This is a genomic window from Alterinioella sp., assembly GCF_058343375.1.
This window is the reverse complement of sequence record NZ_JBTUJH010000037.1, coordinates 64,576-80,537: the sequence shown is the minus strand read 5'-3', so window position 1 is coordinate 80,537 and position 15,962 is coordinate 64,576. Positions and strand designations below refer to the sequence as shown.

Here is a 15,962-nt window from a genome sequence, read left to right as displayed (position 1 = left end):
GGTCGATGGTGCTGCCGGATGTGTTCATTGATCAGGCCAGCCCGGCGGATATGTATGGCGTGGCCGCGATGAATGCCGAGCATATCGAGGCCAAGGTGCTGGATGTGTTGGGGGTTGCGACCCTGAGCAAGCTGGCCGGGGCCTGAGAGGGTTTCGCCGCGCTGACGCGCGCCGACCGGTTGGGGGGCCAGCCCCCCAAACCCCCCGAGGTATTTCTCACCAAGATGAAAGGGAGCTGACAGTTTAGAGCGCGTCGCGCCAAATCGAATTCACCGGCCGACCCGAACGCATTCGATTTCGCGAACGCTGCCTCGGTCCGGGTGATGAATGCTCGAATCCGATCAGGCGCGACGCGCTATAGAACAAATTGTGCTTCTTCTTTGTCCAAATACTCAAATTCCGACGGCAGTGCCGGGTGTTTCCGTGCAAATGGAGGCACACCATGACTGTTCCAGCCATTTGTTCAGCTCGGCCTCGCCCCGGTAGGCGGTATTGGTATATTCATGCCACATCGGTCGGATCAGATTGATCTACGTGAAGCTTGCCATGCCAGGATGCGGGCCGAACTTCTTGCTATTGCAATCTTAACGAAACCAACCGCTTGCATCACGCCCGCCACGCATCCGTTGAGCGGCGGTTCCGAAACGCGCGGAATCAGCCGGGTCAGAGAGTGCCGCCTTCTGCATAACCTTTCAGACCCAACCTGAGATCCCATCAAGCACCTGACTTTCCAGCAGATTTCTATCCGCCGGGTTTAAACATAGTAACAGCACTGACTACCTGCGGCAGCGCGCCCGGATATTTTCAGGTGCAAAGAAGGCTGGTGGTCAGCCCAGGGTGAAGCTTGCGGCAAGTTCGATATGGGCGCTCCAGCGGAACTGATCGACCGGTTGCACCCAGTTCAGCCGGTAGCCCGCCATCAGCAGTGATTTTGCGTCGCGGGCGAAACTGACCGGATTGCAGGAGACATAGGCGATGGATGGCACCCGGGCGGTGGCGATCTGGGTGATCTGGGCCTCGGCCCCGGCGCGGGGTGGATCGAGGATGATGGCATCGTAGCGGGCCAGCTCATCCGGATGCAGGGGGCGGCGAAAGAGATCGCGGGTTTCGGTGGTGACGGGTTTGAGGCCATTGGCGTGGCGAATGGCGTGATCGAGGGCCGCGGTCATGTCGGGTGCGGCTTCGACCGCATGCAGCGCGGCCGTTTGCGCCAGCGGCAGGGTGAAAGTGCCGCAGCCGGCAAAGAGATCGGCGATCTTGCGGGCCGGGCCGACGGCCTCGGTCACGGCGGCGACCAGGGTTGCTTCGCCATCGGGCGTGGCTTGCAGAAAGGCACCGGGCGGTGGGGTGACGGCCACGCCGCCGAAGCGCTGCGCCGGGGGGTTGGTGGTGAACACAGTTTCATCGCCCCAGCTCAGCCGCGCGAAATGGGGCAGGAATTTCGGCAGCGCCAGGCGCAGGGCGGAGTCGAGCGGTTTGCCCCCGGTGACCGTGCAATCGGTGCCATTGGCCGAGCGGGTCAGGGCGAAGGCCAGCGTGGCGCTGCGCGATCCGCCGAGCCGGGTGATCTCGGCCAGCACCGGGGTCAGCGCCAGCAGATCGGGATGCAGGACAGGGCATTCGGTGATTGGCACGATGGTGTCGGAGCGGCGCGCGTGAAACCCCACCAGCGCGCCCTTTTTGGTGCGCCTTCCGGCCAGCGTGGCGCGGCGGCGGGCATGGGGCGGTGAGACATGGATCGGGCGGTATGTGGTGGTCAGCCCCTGCGCGGAAAGCGCGGTCTCGATCACCTGCACCTTCCAGGCCGCCAGAAACTCATCCGAGCCATGTTGCAGCGAACAGCCGCCGCAACTGCGGAAATGGGCGCAAGGCGCGCGCACGCGATCGGGCGAGGGCGTGATGATCTTTGGATCAGTGATGCGGCCCTGGGTGATCTCGCCCGTGATCACCTCGCCGGGCAGGGTGAGGGGCACGAGGGTGCCATCGGCGGTGAGGCCGTCGCCCTTGTGGCCGAGCCGGATGATGATGTGTTCGCTCATATCCGCAGCCTTATAGCAGTTTCGGAAAAACATGAATCACTTAACGCTGCCTGAAACCCGGGATTTCAGCGCGCCAGGCGATGCATCCTGTCTCGGGTATTTCGAGACCTGCCTTGGCTGCAAACGCGCCGGGGCGAAAACCGGCTCAGGGCGACGCGATGGCGGGGCTGAAGGCGTAGCCCTCGGGGCTGAGGATGGTGGCTTCGCGCAGCCCGTGCGGTTTGCACCCGGCCGGTTCCAGCACGATATGGCCTAGCGCCTCGGCCCGGAGGGTGGCGGCATCGGGGTCAATGCCGAAGAGGTAGAGCTGCACTCCGCCGCCGCGCGGGGGCATCTCGGGGAGCAGCGACAGCAGCGGATGGGTGCCATAGGTGGCATCGGCATGGATCTGCATCATCATGTCGTGGTGCCGGATGATCGCGAAATCGGCGGAAACGCGATGCGCGGTGAGGCCAAACACGTCTGTCAGGAAATCCACCAATGCGCTGACATCGGGGCTGAGCAGGTTGACGCCAATGCCGGTCAGGCTGCGGCCGAAATCTTCGGCTGATACGGTTTCAAGATCCATTTTGTTCCCCTTTCCATGTCGCGGCCTTATTCGGCGGCGTCCTGAATGCCGATGAAACCGCCCGATTGCCGGTTCCAGTAGCGCGCATAAAGCCCGCCCTTGGCCAGCAGGGCATCATGGGTTCCATCCTCGACAATGCGGCCGGCATCCATCACCACGATCCGGTCCATCGCCGCGATGGTCGACAGGCGGTGCGCGATGGCGATCACGGTCTTGCCCTGCATCACCTGCGCCAGCGTGCCCTGAATGGCGGCCTCGACTTCGCTGTCCAGCGCGCTTGTCGCCTCATCCAGCACCAGCACCGGGGCATCTTTCAGGAACGCGCGGGCCAGCGCGATGCGTTGGCGTTGCCCGCCCGACAATTTCACGCCGCGTTCGCCCAGATGCGCGTCATAGCCTTTGCGGCCGGTATGGTCCTGAAGATCGGGAATGAACTCATGCGCCTCGGCCCGGCGGGCGGCGGCGATCATGTCATCCTCGGAGGCGCCGGGGCGGCCATAGAGGATATTGTCGCGGGCGGAGCGGTTGAACATCGCCGTTTCCTGGGTGACCATGGCGATCTGGCGGCGCAGGCTTGCCTGGGTCAAGTCGCGCACATCGCTTTCATCCAGCAAGACGCGGCCGCTTTCGGCGTCATAGAGGCGCAGGAGCAGCGCCACGAGGGTGGATTTGCCGGCCCCCGACGCCCCCACCACGCCAAGTTTCTGGCCCGGCGGCACATCGAGGCTGAGCCCGATCACGCCGCCGGTTTTGCGACCATAGGCGAAGGTGACGTTATCGAACCGGATGCGGCCCCGGGCGCGGTCAAGATCCAGCGCGGTGGCATGGTCGGTCAGGGTATGGGCGGGCGACAGCGTGGCCATGCCATCCTCGATCTCGCCGATATGGGAATAGATCGTCATCAGCACGAAACTGACCCAGCCGGTCATCTGGGCGATGCGAATGGCGATGGCACCGGTGGTGGCGATCTGACCGGTTGTGGCCAGGCCTTGGGTCCAGAGCCAGAGCGTGCCGCCGATCAGGATCACCGGCAGCGCGCCTGCGACGGTCATCAGCGACAGGCGAAACAGGGCCGAAATGGCACCGAAATCAATCGCCTTGTGGCGGAACCGCGCCATGGCATCCAGCGCCGAGCGATCCTCGAAATCATGATGCGCGAACAGTTTGACGGTCTTGATATTGGTGATGGTATCGACCACCTGCCCCGAGACCGCCGCCCGGCTGCCGGCGCGGTCTTTGGACAGTTTGCGCACCCGTGGCATGAACCAGCGGATCAGCGCGAAATAGGCAATCAGCCAGACCAGCAGCGCCAGCGCCATGCGCCCATCAATCGAGATCAGCAGCAGCATCGAGCCCAATAGCGAGGCCAGCGCGAAGGCCACGACATTGACCAGCTCGACCACCACATTGGTGACCGCGCCCGAGGTCTGCATCTGTTTCTGCGCGATCCGGCCGGCAAAATCATTGTCAAAGAAGGTGACGGCCTGGCCAAGCGTGTGCCGGTTGAGCCGCGCCAGAACCAGCACATTGACATTTGGCTGCACCACCAGCGCGGTCGCAGCCGAGGAGGCCGCGAAGGCCAGCGGGCGCAGCAGCAGGAAAAACGCCAGCGCGGCAAGCAACAGGGGCCATTCGGTCTGAAACAGATTATCCGGCTGCCCGGTGGCGACGGCGTCGATGATGAGACCCAGAAACAGCGCCGACATGACTTCGGAAATGCCCGCAAAGGCCGAGATCAGCGCCGCCAGGATCAGCACCGGCCAGGCCCCTTGCAGGCACCAGTAGAAAAACGGCCCCAGCCGGTCGGGCGGCGGGCCTTGCGCCGGGCGGAACGGGTCGATCAGGTTGGCCAGGCGCCTCATTCGGCGGCCTCGGTGCCGATGAAGCCGCCCGATTGCCCGGCCCAGAACCCGGCATAGAGCCCGCCCTTGTCCAGCACCAGCGTTTTTGCGTCGGGCCGGTCGACCACCCGGCCCGTGACCTGTGACCTTGCATCCGAACTGGCCTTGGAGGCCGGCCCGACGCGGGCCATTATCCGGCGCACCAGCAGCGCATAGAGCGCCAGCCAGATCAGCAGCGGGATCACCAGCCGGGCATCGGCATTGAGCAGCAGCACCGCCGCCCCGACCATATAGGCCAGCGAGAAGGTGATGGCATCAAACACCTGGAACACCGCATCACCGGCGGCGGGCGGGGTTTGCATGATCCGGTTGGCCAGCCGCCCGGCAAAGTCATTTTCAAACCAGCCCACCGATTGGCGCAGCACATGGCGATGTGCCCGCCAGCGAATGAGCGTGCCGAAATTGACGATGATGGCATTGTTCAGCAGCGCCGTGTCCAGCCCCTGGATGACCGGGCGAATGAGCAGGATGAAAAGCGCCACGCCGAGCAGTTCCCAACCGTAATCGGCGGCCACCTCATTGGGGCTGAGGCGGCTCAGGATATCGACCAGCCGCCCCATATAGGCAATCAGCCAGATCTCCATCGCGGCGACCACGACCGACATCATCGCGGTGATCAGAAAGACCCGCTTGAACGGTTGCGAATAGGCCCAGAGAAAGGGCCAGATGCGTTGCGGCGGGCGATCTTCCTCCGGGTAATCGGTGAAAGGGTCGACCATGTTTTCGAAAAAGCGAAACATGCGGGCAGACCGGGGGTTCGGGGTTCGGGCACCCAGATATAGCGCTGTTGTCAGAGGAAGACCATGACGGCAGAGGCGGCCAGAGCGGCGGCCATCCCGGTGCGGAATATCGCCCAGGCCCCGGGTGTGGTCAGCAGCAGCGCCAGCAGCGTTCCGGCAAAGCTCCAGAACAGGCAGACAAAGAGATTGAGACCGGAAAAGGCCGTCGCCAGCCGCCCGGCATCGACCCATGCACCCAGCCCCGAACCATAGCCCGCAGCGGCGGAGATCGCCACCGCCCAGACCTTGGGATTGACCCATTGAAACAGCGCTGCCTCAACGAAGGTAAAGGGGCGTTGGCCGGGTTTTTGGGCCGACAGCGCCCGGGAGCGCAGCAACTGGACGGCCATGAACATGATCCAGCCGGCGGCGATGATCTTGAGCACCAGGCCAAGGGCCGGGATGGTGGCCAGCACTGCGCCGATGCCAAGCCCGGTCAGCCCCGCGGTGATGCCGACGCCCAGAACCACGCCCGCGACATGCGGCAAGGTGGCACGAAAGCCGAACCGCGCCCCCGAGGAGGTCAGCAGGATGACATTGGGGCCGGGCGAGAAAAGCCCGAAAAAGACAAAGGGATAGAGCGGATCCATGGCCGCGACAGGAGGGCGCGGGGGTGGCGCTGTCAAGCCAGCAGATCGGCCTTGGTCAGGGAAAAATCGGAGGCGATCCAGCGGGTTTCCGCCGCGCGCAAAGCGATGCCGATATCGGGGCCGGACAGGCCGCGCGATTGCAGATCGGCGGCGCGCAGCGGGAAGATCTGTTGCGCGCCACGGGTGATTGCGGCCAGATCGGTGTCTTTCACGCTGGTTTCAAACAGCGCCGCGCGCAGCAGCAACACATCGCGCCCGGCCGCTTCGCCCAGCAAATAGCCAAGCGCCCCCGGCCCGGTGGCATCACCGATATGTCTGCGCCGCAGGGCAATGCCGCTGGCCTGGCGTTTGCTGAGCCGGAGCGCGCCCGCCACATCCTGACCGCCAATAAGCGCCAGCCGTCGGACCGGATCGGGGGCCAGGCCTGCCGCCGCCTCGTGATGGATCAAAGCCGGCAGCGCGCTGGCATCACCCCCCGGCAACACCCGCGCCAGCACGCCCGCCTGCGCCATTGCGGCCATGGCCGGGCCGGGGTCGGGGGCGCTGAGCAGCTTGACCATCTCGGCCCCGACCCGTTCGCGCGACAGCTGCGCGAGACCGTCTGCCATTTCGGCACAGGCGGCCAGGCCGTCAGCATCCAGCCCGCCTGCCGGATCGGCGTAATGGGCGTGAAAGCGGAAGAATCGCAGGATGCGCAGGGTATCTTCGGTGATCCGGTCATGCGGGTCGCCGATGAAACGCACCCGGCGCGCCTTCAGATCGGCAAGGCCGGTCCCGAGCGGATCGCGCACCGCGCCACGGGCATCGGCATAGAGCGCGTTGATGGTGAAATCGCGGCGCAGGGCGTCTTCCTCGATGCGGGCGGAAAACGCCACCACGGCGCGGCGGCCATCGGTCTGCACGTCGCGGCGAAAGGTGGTGACCTCATGCGCGATCCCGTCTGCCACCACGGTGATGGTGCCATGGTCGATGCCGGTGGGGACCGGTTTCATGCCTGCGGCACCGGCGATCTGCATCACCTGTTCGGGATGCGCATCGGTGGCAATGTCGATATCGGTGACGGCGCGGCCGATGATCGCGTCGCGCACGCAGCCGCCGACAAAAAGGGCATGGAACCCACCGGCCTCAAGCGCCGCACATAGGGCCTGGGTGGCGGGGCGGGTCAGCCAGTCTGCCTGCACGATCATGGCGCCACCCGATCGGCCAGGCCCTTGAGCATCCGCGCCGTCGCGCCCCAGATGTAATAGGGGCCGTAAGGGACCACGTAGAAGGCGCGCCACGTGCCCTGCCAGCGGCGCCGTTCAATGCGGTAATTGGCCGGATCCATCAGGAATGCCAGCGGCACCGAAAACACCTCGGCCACTTCGCCAATCTCGGCCACCGGCGTGAACGGCCCGCGAATGGCCCCCACAAAGGGGCTGACAGAGTAGCCGGTCACGGTTTCATGCGGGGCCAGGCAGCCGAGGATCTCGACAGTGTCGGGCCGCAGCCCGATCTCCTCGTGGCTTTCGCGCAGGGCGGCGGCGGCGGCATCGGCGTCACTGGCATCGAGTTTGCCGCCGGGCAAGGCGATCTGGCCGGGATGATGTTTCAGCGTCGAGGCGCGTTCGGTCAGGATCACCTGCGCGCCCGGCCCGGAGCCGATGATTGCCATCAGCACCGCCGCCGGTTTCAGCTTGCGACCTGCGGCCAGCACCAAGCCCGGATTGAGGTCATAATCGGACGAGGCCGCAGCCGGCACCGCCAGCGCCCGTTTTATGTGCGCAAGATCAGTCAGCTTGCTTCTGGGCCTCGAACCCGAGTGTGGCCGGATCAAAGATGTAATGCGCCCCGCAGAACTGGCAATCGGCGGTGAGTTTGCCGTCATCATTTGTCATATGGGCGATATCCTTGGCGGAATAGATCGACATCGTCTGGCGCACCCGATCAGGCGAGCAGGAGCAGCCAAACGCCACCGGCAGGGCGTCATAGACGCGCGGAGATTCCTCGTGAAACAGGCGCAGCAGCAGGTCGGTGGGGGCGATGCTTGGGCCGATCAACTCAAGGTCTTCGACGGTATCGAGCAGCACATTGGCGCGGGTCCAGTTCTCAGTCTGATCCTCATCCAGAATATCGGTTGCCGTCAGCAGCCCGCCCTCGCCCGAGCCGCCTTCGCCGGTCACATGCGGGCTGGCTTTGGGCATATGTTGCAGCATCACGCCGCCGGCGCGCCACCCGGTCACGCCGCCGGGCTCCCGGCTGTGGCCGAAGGATAGCGCGAAACGGGTGGGCAATTGTTCGGATTGGGCAAAATAGGCCTCGGCGCAGGCTTTCAGCGACCCGCCGGCGATGGGGGTGATGCCCTGATAGGGTTCGCTTCCATGGCCCTGATCGATCAGGATCGCGAAATAGCCCTTTCCGATTTGCGAAAACGGGTCTTTGGTGTCGTCATAGGTTTCAGGGTCAAAGCTGGCATAGGCCCGGATCTGCGCCTTGGCACCGGGGGTTTCCGGGGCCCGGATATCGGTGGCCAGAATGCGCAACGGCCCGTTGCCGCGCACTTGCAGGCTGAGCTTCCAGCGCAGTTTGATGGTCTGGCCGATCAGCGCCGTCAGCAGCGCCATTTCGGCCACCATGCCCTCAACCCCGCGCGGGTAATCATGCTGATCCAGAATTCGGTCGATGGTGCCATCCAGCCGTGCCACCCGGCCGCGGATATCAGAGCGGTCAAGCTGGAAGGGCAGGACGGTGTCATCCCAGGCGATTTTGGTGCTGAGGGTCATTGGCTTTCCTTCCGCGGCGCGGGCTGGCATACCGCGCCCATATATGCGGGGCAAGCGCCTTGCCAACCCATTGCCGCCACATGGGGCCCGCCATGAACCGCCGATTTGGACCGAAACCCGACCCCGCCCGCCGCTATCAGCCGCGCATGGGGGCCTATGCGATCGTGATTGCGGGCGATGGCATATTGGCCACGTTTCAGGACCGCCCGGTGCCGGAACTGCAATTGCCGGGCGGCGGTGTCGACCCCGGCGAAAGCGCCGTGCGCGCGTTGCATCGTGAGGTGCTGGAGGAAACCGGATACCGGATCAGCGGGCCGCGCCGCTTGGGCATGTTTCACCGCTTTACCTATATGCCGGATTACGAGATCTGGGCGCAGAAACAATGCCATGTCTATGCGGCCCGGCTTGGCCCGCGCATTGCGGCCCCGTCCGAGCCCGGGCATATCCCGGTATTTCTGCCCTGGGCCGAGGCCGAGGAACATCTGGGTGTGGAGGGCGACCGGTTTTTCGTGGCCCGGATCAGGCGCGCATTGGGCCTGTGAAATCGAAGGCGACCAGCGAGACGTCATCGTCAAACTCGCTGCGCCCGGAAAAATCCTGTAGCGCGGTGACGAGGGTGTTCAAAAGGGTATCGCCATGGTCATCGGCGGTCTGGCGCAGCAGGGATGCGAGCCCGTCTTCGCCCAGTTCACCGGTGCCGATGCCCTGACATTCGGTGACACCGTCGGAATACATCACCAGCCGGTCACCGGGGGCCAGGGTGAATGTGAAACTGTCAAACACCGCATCCTCCAACAGGCCGATGGGCATGCCACCCGCGCCCTGCCAGGTGACCGCGCCGCCGGGATGCAGAACCGCCGGGTGCGGGTGCCCGGCCTGGACCATGGTCACCGCGCCGCTGCGCAGGTTGAGATCGGCCAGCGCCAGGGTGAAATACAGATCGGTGCCAATTTCCTTGAACATCATGCGGTTCAGCTTGGCGGCGACCCTGTCGGGGGCCAGCAGATCCCATTGCCCGCCCTTGAGCTGGGTCATCGCCACATTCTGTTCCGGGGCGGCGGTGCCCAGAAGTGCGGCCATCCGCGCCGCCAGCAGGGCAGAGGTCACGCCATGGCCGGACACATCGAGCGAAAACACCCCGATCCGGTCATCATCGATTGGAAAGAACCCGACCAGATCGCCGCCGACATGGCCGCTGGAGCGCAAGGTAAGCGCGATCTGGCCGGTATCGAATTTCCGGAAGGTTTCGCGCAGCAGCGAATCCTGCAAATCCTTGGCATCCTGCAGATCGCGGTCAAGCGCATCGTAAAGCCCGCGAATTTCAGCCAGGGTGGAGCGCACCCGCTGGTTCTGCCAGACCAGTTCGCGCTGCATGTCGATGATTCGCATTCCGGCCCGGATCCGCGCCCGCAATTCATTCGGATCGACCGGTTTCGAGACGAAATCATCGGCCCCCGCATCCAGACCATGGGCAATTTCGGATTTTTCGGTCTTGGAGGTCAGCAAGATGACATAGGCATAGCTTTCGCGGCTGATCCGGCGAAAGGCGCGGCAAAATTCCGGGCCGGTCATATCGGGCATCATCCAATCGGTCAGCACGATCGAGATGGATTGATCGGCCAGTGCGGCCAGCGCATCGGCGGGCGTTTCGCAGACCGTGACCGGGTGGCCCCATTTTTTCAGCAGCGCGGCCAGCAACCGGCGCTGCGCGCGGCTGTCATCGAGCACCAGCACATGCGCCGGGCCGGCGGCCAAATCGACCCCGTGATGGCGTGTGATCTCAATTGCGTCATCCGGCACTGCGCGCCCCTTGCCCTGGTTTCCCCTTGCTTGCCAGATCAGGGGTTAAGGCCGGGTGAAGGATAAAATCCAAGCTATTCGGAGCCGTGATTGCAAGCCTCTGTTAAGGCTGCGGGCCTAGGTATTGCGGGCGTGGGGGCGCGGCTTTTGGAGGGTGGCATGATTGACCGGGCCCGTTTGACCGAGTTGAAAGAGGAAATCGGCGAGGAAGATTTTGGCGAGGTTGCGGAAATTTTTCTCGAAGAGATGACCGAGATTCTGACCGCGCTTTGTGCCGATCCTGCCGCCATTGTTCCGGCGGCGTTTCACGGGCTGCGCGGCAGCGCGTCCAATCTGGGTTTTATCGGGTTCGCGTCTGCCTGCAGCGACGCCGAAAAACGCTGTCAGGGAGGTGAGGTGATCGACATGGAGGCGCTGGTTGCGTTGTTTCGGGCCTCGGTCATGGCGGCGGGTGATGAACTGCCCGCAATGGCGGCCTAGGGTCAGGACCCATTGATCCTGCATCACTGGTCTGACAGATTTTTTCTCTGACAAGGCGTGAGGCGCGCATGTAAATCTGGTTGATTTTCAAAGCCCTGTAACGCTGTCAGTGGGAAAATCCGTCAAATCCAAGGGACGCTGATTTGCCTTCATCTCAGCGTCTCGGCGCGCTTGCAAATGGAGCCACCATTGACGGCGCGCGCCAAACCGCTGATATTTCGGCAAGTAAGGAGGATAAGAAATTGATCCGGGGGATCAATTTCCCGACGAACGCGCCAGTGATGCAGGGTTAATGGGTCCTGACCCTAGATCATGAATTCGGCCAGCACCTCATCCTCGGTGATGTCGCGATAGGCAAAGCCGCCCTGTTCCATCTGCGCAAACAGAAGATCAAAGCTTTCCGGCGCGCCGGTTTCGATACCGATCAGGACAGATCCGAAATTGCGCGCCGATTTCTTGAGATATTCAAAGCGGGCAATATCCTGATCGGGGCCAAGCAGGGCCAGAAAATCCTTCAGCGCCCCGGGGCGCTGCGGCAGGCGCAGGATGAAATATTTCTTCAACCCCTGAAAATGCATCGCGCGTTCCTTGACCTCGGGCAGGCGTTCGAAATCGAAATTCCCGCCCGAGGTGACGCAGACAACCTGCTGACCCTTCAGCGCCGCGCCCAGATCGGCCAGCGCATCAATCGCCAGCGCGCCGGCCGGTTCCAGCACGATGCCTTCGATATTCAGCATCTCGGAAATGGTCACGCAGATCCGGTTTTCGGGGGCCACCAGCACATCGCCGGGATCGGTCTGGCGCAGGATCTGAAACGGATGCGCGCCGATCCGCGCCACCGCCGCGCCATCGACGAAATTATCGACCTGCGGCAAGGTGACAGGGGTGCCCGCCTTCAGCGCGGCGGTCAGGCTGGCAGCACCCGCCGGTTCCACCAGTTTCAGCCTTGTATGGCCCCCGGTCGCCGCCAGATAGGCGGTGATGCCTGCCGACAGCCCGCCGCCGCCCACCGGCAAAACCAGCCGGTCGGGGATCGCGCCCATTTGTTCGATCAGTTCCACCGCGACCGAGGCCTGGCCCTCGATCACATCCAGATCATCGAAGGGCGACAGGAAATGCGCGCCGCTTGTGGCGCAGAAATCCTGTGCCGCCGCCAGCGTGTCGTCGAAATAATCGCCCACCAGCCGGATATCAATCGCATCGCCGCCAAACACCTGGGTCTTGGCAATCTTCTGTTTCGGTGTGGTGACCGGCATGAAGATGGTGCCATGCTTGCCCAGATGGCGGCAGATGAAGGCCACCCCCTGCGCGTGATTGCCGGCGCTGGCGGCGACGAACTGCCCCTGATCGGGATGCATCGCCAGATGTTTGGTGATCGCGTTGAAGGCCCCCCGGATCTTGTAGGAGCGCACCGGGGAAAGGTCTTCGCGTTTCAGCCAGATATCGGCCCCGTAACGATCCGAGAGAAAGGCGTTGCGCAACAGCGGCGTTTGCGGAAACAGCGCCCGCATTGCCTTGGTCGCGCGTCGGGCATCTGCCGCGAAATCATGTGTCATTTCAGGGCCCGGCCTTCGATCTGCACACCGTAGACAGTGGTCATCAGGGACAGGTTCAGCAGGATCTGGATCCAATAAATCAGCGCCGATGCAACAAGGCCTGCCAGGGTCGTGCCGAAGACCGCCGTAACCGCGTCGCTGATGATGCTGGTTGCAAGGGCCAGAACCACGACAGGCACCAGGATATCGGTCGAAACGGGCCTGGTCTCGGTCCAGCTCTCGCGCAGGGTCAGCCGCTGATCCACGGCTGCGGCGGGCAGGATCAGGCCAAGGCGTACGATAAGCCAGGAAAAGCCGATCATGGCCCCCAGCGCGACGACCCATGCCATCGTCGGCGATTGCGAAACTGCCATTACGGCAAGCAAGAACATCAAAAAGACAATCGCTACCGCGATCAGCACGAGGAAAAGAACGATCAGCCGCCCGATATAGGATTTGATGTTCTGCCCGCGCCATTGCGGCACCAACCCGGTGCCATATTCCTCGCGCAGGACATAGCGGTGCCAGCCGACCGCGGCCCAGGCCGTGGTGACGACATTGACGAGCAGGAACATCAGGATCAGACCGGGGTTTTCCGGTTGCGGCACGCCGCCTGGCCCCGGCACTGTCTGGGCCGAGAGATAGAGGATCAGCAGCATCGGTCCGGCCGTCAGCAACAGCGTCAGCCGCGCGGCCTGCCCGAGATTGCCGAATACCTGGCGAACCACATGTTGCAGCATCCGATACCCGTCATCCATAATGCACCCTCCTTGCTTCCCCCCTGAAAACCCGGTATCGCCCGCGCGGTCAATCTCATATTCCCGGAGTGTCCAAAATGTCTGCGCCCAAGAAAGTCGTTCTTGCCTATTCCGGCGGTCTCGATACCTCGATCATCCTGAAATGGTTGCAGATGGAATATGGCTGCGAGGTGATCACCTTTACCGCCGATCTGGGGCAGGGCGAGGAGTTGGAACCGGCCCGCGCCAAGGCCGAGCTGCTGGGGATCGCGCCGGAAAATATTCATATCGAGGATCTGCGCGAGGAATTTGTCCGCGATTTCGTGTTTCCGATGTTCCGCGCCAACGCGGTTTATGAGGGGCTGTATCTGCTTGGCACCGCGATCGCGCGGCCGCTGATTTCCAAACGCCTTGTCGAACTGGCCGCTGAGCACGGGGCCGATGCGGTGGCCCATGGCGCCACCGGCAAGGGCAATGATCAGGTCCGGTTCGAACTGGCGGCCTATGCGCTGAACCCCGATATCAAGGTGATTGCGCCCTGGCGGGAATGGGATCTGACCAGCCGCACCAAACTGATTGATTTCGCCGAGAAGAACCAGATCCCGATTGCAAAGGACAAACGCGGCGAAGCGCCGTTTTCGGTCGATGCAAACCTGCTGCACACCTCATCCGAGGGCAAGGTTCTGGAAGATCCCGCCATTGACGCGCCTGATTATGTCTATCAGCGCAGCGTGAACCCCGAGGATGCGCCCGATACGCCGGAATATGTCGAGATCGGGTTTGAAAAGGGCGATGCTGTCAGCATCAATGGCGAAGCGATGTCGCCCGCCGCGATCCTGACCCGGCTCAATGAACTGGGCGGCAAACATGGCATCGGGCGGCTGGATCTGGTCGAGGGGCGCTTTGTCGGCATGAAATCGCGCGGCATCTATGAGACCCCCGGCGGCACCTTGCTGCTTGAGGCGCATCGCGGCATCGAATCGATCACCATGGATCGTGGTGCCATGCATCTGAAGGATGAGCTGATGCCGAAATACGCCGAAGCAATCTATAACGGGTTCTGGTTCAGCCCCGAGCGCGAGATGCTGCAGGCCGCGATTGACGCCAGCCAGACCTATGTCACCGGCACCGTGCGGCTGAAGCTTTACAAGGGGTTTGCGCGCACGGTCGGGCGCTGGTCCGATTACAGCCTCTATTCCGAGGCGCATGTGACCTTTGAAGATGATGCCGGGGCCTATGATCAGAAGGATGCGGCGGGGTTCATTCAGTTGAACGCCCTGCGTCTGAAATTGCTGGCTTCGCGCAAGCGGCGGGTCGGCGGGTGATCTGACAGGCGGTTAGCGGAGCTTTCGGGCGGTGAATTCCTGATAATAGGGCAGCGCCTGTTGCAGCAGGTCGGCCGCCTGCCCGGATAATTCCGGCACTGCGGCCTCGGGGCCTGCGAACCCGGTGCTTTGATGCACCGCGCCATACCAATGCTGCGCCCAGATGCCGTCATCGCGATGGCCGCCGGCGGGCCAGTGCAGCATGTTCTGGGTGAAATTCAGGCCGATTTCGGTGCAGAGTTTTTGCAGCATTTCCCCGGGGTTGGCGCGGATATCATGGCTGTCGATTACAATGCCGCCAATGGCCTCAAAGAGCGCCATCTGCTGCGGAAAACCGATATCGCGCAGCGTCGCGTTCTCGCGCTTGGCGGCGTAGGAGGCGATCACCCGGGCCGGGTGGCGAATGAGGTGGATATTCACGCAATCGGCCGCCCAGCTCAGCGGAAAACCCGGCACCATGTGATGCGGCATATGCTTCATGTAATGGTGTTCTTTGGCCTCCGGGGCCGGAGCCAGACAACGCGCGGCCACCTTGGCCGGATCGCTTTCATGGGCGGCAATGATCTGGCCGGCAAGGGGGTGATCGGAGCCGGTAGCCCTTAGATAGGGGGCGTAGAAGGGCTCATCCCAAACCGCGCAATCACCGCGTGCGGCAAAGGCATACATCATCGCGGTCGACAGGTTGCGCGGCCCGCTCCACATTGCGATTTTCATGGCTCACACCGCGTGCATTTCCCATGCATTCCCGGTGCATGCAATCCGTCGGCTTTCATCCCGCGCCCCCTCGCATCGCCTCAACCGCCCGTGAGGTCACGGGCTGTTGCGTTGTGTTTCAATGCCCTTGCTGGCATGGATAGGACATCTCACAGGAGGTTGTCATGTCCCGAATTCAGATCAGGCAGAAGATCAAGACCGCCGCATTGGGGATGGCCATTGTGCTGGGCATACTGGTCAATTCCGAACGCGGCAATGCGCCCTGGATCGGCGCGACAATGGATATTGGCGGCTGCTTGCATTGCAGCGCTGCCCATCCCGCGCCGGAGCATGGATAAGCGCCGCGTTAAAGGAAGAATGACACGTTGTTGCGCAGCACGATCTCAAGCGCGAACACGCCCAAAATCACGATCAGCGGTGCCAGGTCGATGCCGCCCATGCTGGGCAGGGCGCGGCGGATCGGGCCATAGACCGGTTCCAGCAACCGGTTCAGCCCGGACCAGATCTGCACCACGATGGGCTGGCGCATGTTGAGCACGCCAAAGGTGATCAGCCAGCTCATGACGATATGGGCCAGGATGATGAATTTGGCGACCGAGATCAGCATCAGCAGAATCTGGAAGATCGAATACATGGGCGGGCCTTTTTTGCGATAAGTCTCTGGGTTGCGCAGACAGGTAAGCGGGCGCGCGGGCAATGACAAGAGAGCGGCTTGCGTCCGCCCGGTGCCCC

At 63.1% G+C, this 15,962-nt stretch carries 16 protein-coding genes and 1 pseudogene; 4 read left to right on the top strand and 13 right to left on the bottom strand.

The features are described from left to right. Nucleotides 1–827 precede the first annotated feature (827 nt). The 8 genes and pseudogenes from ACW8PS_RS06430 to hslO all read right to left on the bottom strand — a co-directional run bounded on the left by ACW8PS_RS06430 (nucleotide 828) and on the right by hslO (nucleotide 8,639). On the bottom strand, nucleotides 828–2,039 hold the full coding sequence (locus tag ACW8PS_RS06430) for a class I SAM-dependent RNA methyltransferase (RefSeq protein ID WP_491526493.1): 1,212 nt from the start codon (nucleotides 2,037–2,039) through the stop codon (nucleotides 828–830). A gap of 145 nt (nucleotides 2,040–2,184) precedes the next feature. Next, the gene (locus ACW8PS_RS06425) at nucleotides 2,185–2,607 is read right to left on the bottom strand and encodes a VOC family protein (protein ID WP_491526492.1); all 423 of its coding nucleotides are present in this window, start codon (nucleotides 2,605–2,607) and stop codon (nucleotides 2,185–2,187) included. Nucleotides 2,608–2,633: 26 nt separating this feature from the next. Further along, a complete protein-coding gene (locus ACW8PS_RS06420; protein ID WP_491526491.1) occupies nucleotides 2,634–4,469 on the bottom strand; it encodes an ABC transporter ATP-binding protein in 1,836 nt (611 codons plus the stop codon). Between the two features lie 98 nt (nucleotides 4,470–4,567). Beyond that, nucleotides 4,568–5,248 (bottom strand): annotated as a pseudogene (locus tag ACW8PS_RS06415) (ABC transporter transmembrane domain-containing protein); the annotation flags it as partial. 50 nt (nucleotides 5,249–5,298) lie between these two features. Further along, nucleotides 5,299–5,877 carry a LysE family translocator gene (locus tag ACW8PS_RS06410; RefSeq protein ID WP_491526489.1) on the bottom strand — a complete coding sequence of 193 codons (579 nt, stop codon included), beginning with the start codon at nucleotides 5,875–5,877 and terminating at the stop codon, nucleotides 5,299–5,301. Between the two features lie 32 nt (nucleotides 5,878–5,909). Next, the gene (locus ACW8PS_RS06405) at nucleotides 5,910–7,064 is read right to left on the bottom strand and encodes a CCA tRNA nucleotidyltransferase (protein ID WP_491526488.1); all 1,155 of its coding nucleotides are present in this window, start codon (nucleotides 7,062–7,064) and stop codon (nucleotides 5,910–5,912) included. Next, complete coding sequence (locus ACW8PS_RS06400; protein WP_491526487.1) at nucleotides 7,061–7,618, bottom strand: CoA pyrophosphatase; 558 nt, start codon at nucleotides 7,616–7,618, stop codon at nucleotides 7,061–7,063. Before ACW8PS_RS06400 ends, ACW8PS_RS06405 begins: the two co-directional genes overlap by 4 nt. A 28-nt stretch (nucleotides 7,619–7,646) precedes the next feature. After that, complete coding sequence (hslO, locus tag ACW8PS_RS06395; RefSeq protein WP_491526486.1) at nucleotides 7,647–8,639, bottom strand: Hsp33 family molecular chaperone HslO; 993 nt, start codon at nucleotides 8,637–8,639, stop codon at nucleotides 7,647–7,649. A gap of 92 nt (nucleotides 8,640–8,731) precedes the next feature. Here hslO and ACW8PS_RS06390 point away from each other — a divergent pair, with 92 nt between their 5' ends. Continuing rightward, nucleotides 8,732–9,181: an NUDIX domain-containing protein gene (locus ACW8PS_RS06390; protein ID WP_491526485.1), complete on the top strand. Its 450-nt coding sequence runs from the start codon at nucleotides 8,732–8,734 to the stop codon at nucleotides 9,179–9,181. Here ACW8PS_RS06390 and ACW8PS_RS06385 read toward each other — a convergent pair. After that, nucleotides 9,159–10,439 carry a PP2C family protein-serine/threonine phosphatase gene (locus ACW8PS_RS06385; RefSeq protein WP_491526484.1) on the bottom strand — a complete coding sequence of 427 codons (1,281 nt, stop codon included), beginning with the start codon at nucleotides 10,437–10,439 and terminating at the stop codon, nucleotides 9,159–9,161. The two genes, ACW8PS_RS06390 and ACW8PS_RS06385, sit on opposite strands and share 23 nt — an antisense overlap. A gap of 159 nt (nucleotides 10,440–10,598) precedes the next feature. Between ACW8PS_RS06385 and ACW8PS_RS06380 the strand changes: the two genes are divergently transcribed. Beyond that, the gene (locus ACW8PS_RS06380; RefSeq protein WP_491526483.1) at nucleotides 10,599–10,919 is read left to right on the top strand and encodes an Hpt domain-containing protein; all 321 of its coding nucleotides are present in this window, start codon (nucleotides 10,599–10,601) and stop codon (nucleotides 10,917–10,919) included. 305 nt (nucleotides 10,920–11,224) lie between these two features. Here the strand turns inward: ACW8PS_RS06380 and ilvA are convergent, their stop codons facing one another. Both ilvA and ACW8PS_RS06370 read right to left on the bottom strand, forming a co-directional pair. Beyond that, a complete protein-coding gene (gene ilvA / locus ACW8PS_RS06375) occupies nucleotides 11,225–12,475 on the bottom strand; it encodes a threonine ammonia-lyase IlvA (protein ID WP_491526482.1) in 1,251 nt (416 codons plus the stop codon). Further along, the gene (locus tag ACW8PS_RS06370) at nucleotides 12,472–13,212 is read right to left on the bottom strand and encodes a hypothetical protein (protein WP_491526481.1); all 741 of its coding nucleotides are present in this window, start codon (nucleotides 13,210–13,212) and stop codon (nucleotides 12,472–12,474) included. The genes ilvA and ACW8PS_RS06370 overlap by 4 nt, the downstream gene beginning before the upstream one ends. Before the next feature lie 77 nt (nucleotides 13,213–13,289). Here ACW8PS_RS06370 and ACW8PS_RS06365 point away from each other — a divergent pair, with 77 nt between their 5' ends. Continuing rightward, nucleotides 13,290–14,516, top strand: coding sequence for an argininosuccinate synthase (locus ACW8PS_RS06365; RefSeq protein WP_491526480.1), 1,227 nt, complete (start codon nucleotides 13,290–13,292; stop codon nucleotides 14,514–14,516). Between the two features lie 12 nt (nucleotides 14,517–14,528). On the opposite strand, the gene ACW8PS_RS06360 is transcribed toward ACW8PS_RS06365, so the two are convergent. Continuing rightward, a complete protein-coding gene (locus ACW8PS_RS06360; RefSeq protein WP_491526479.1) occupies nucleotides 14,529–15,230 on the bottom strand; it encodes a sulfotransferase-like domain-containing protein in 702 nt (233 codons plus the stop codon). Nucleotides 15,231–15,394: 164 nt separating this feature from the next. Between ACW8PS_RS06360 and ACW8PS_RS06355 the strand changes: the two genes are divergently transcribed. After that, nucleotides 15,395–15,568, top strand: a complete 174-nt coding sequence (locus ACW8PS_RS06355; RefSeq protein WP_491526478.1) for a hypothetical protein — start codon at nucleotides 15,395–15,397, stop codon at nucleotides 15,566–15,568. 8 nt (nucleotides 15,569–15,576) lie between these two features. Here the strand turns inward: ACW8PS_RS06355 and ACW8PS_RS06350 are convergent, their stop codons facing one another. Beyond that, the gene (locus ACW8PS_RS06350) at nucleotides 15,577–15,864 is read right to left on the bottom strand and encodes a YggT family protein (protein WP_491526477.1); all 288 of its coding nucleotides are present in this window, start codon (nucleotides 15,862–15,864) and stop codon (nucleotides 15,577–15,579) included. Nucleotides 15,865–15,962: the final 98 nt, after the last annotated feature.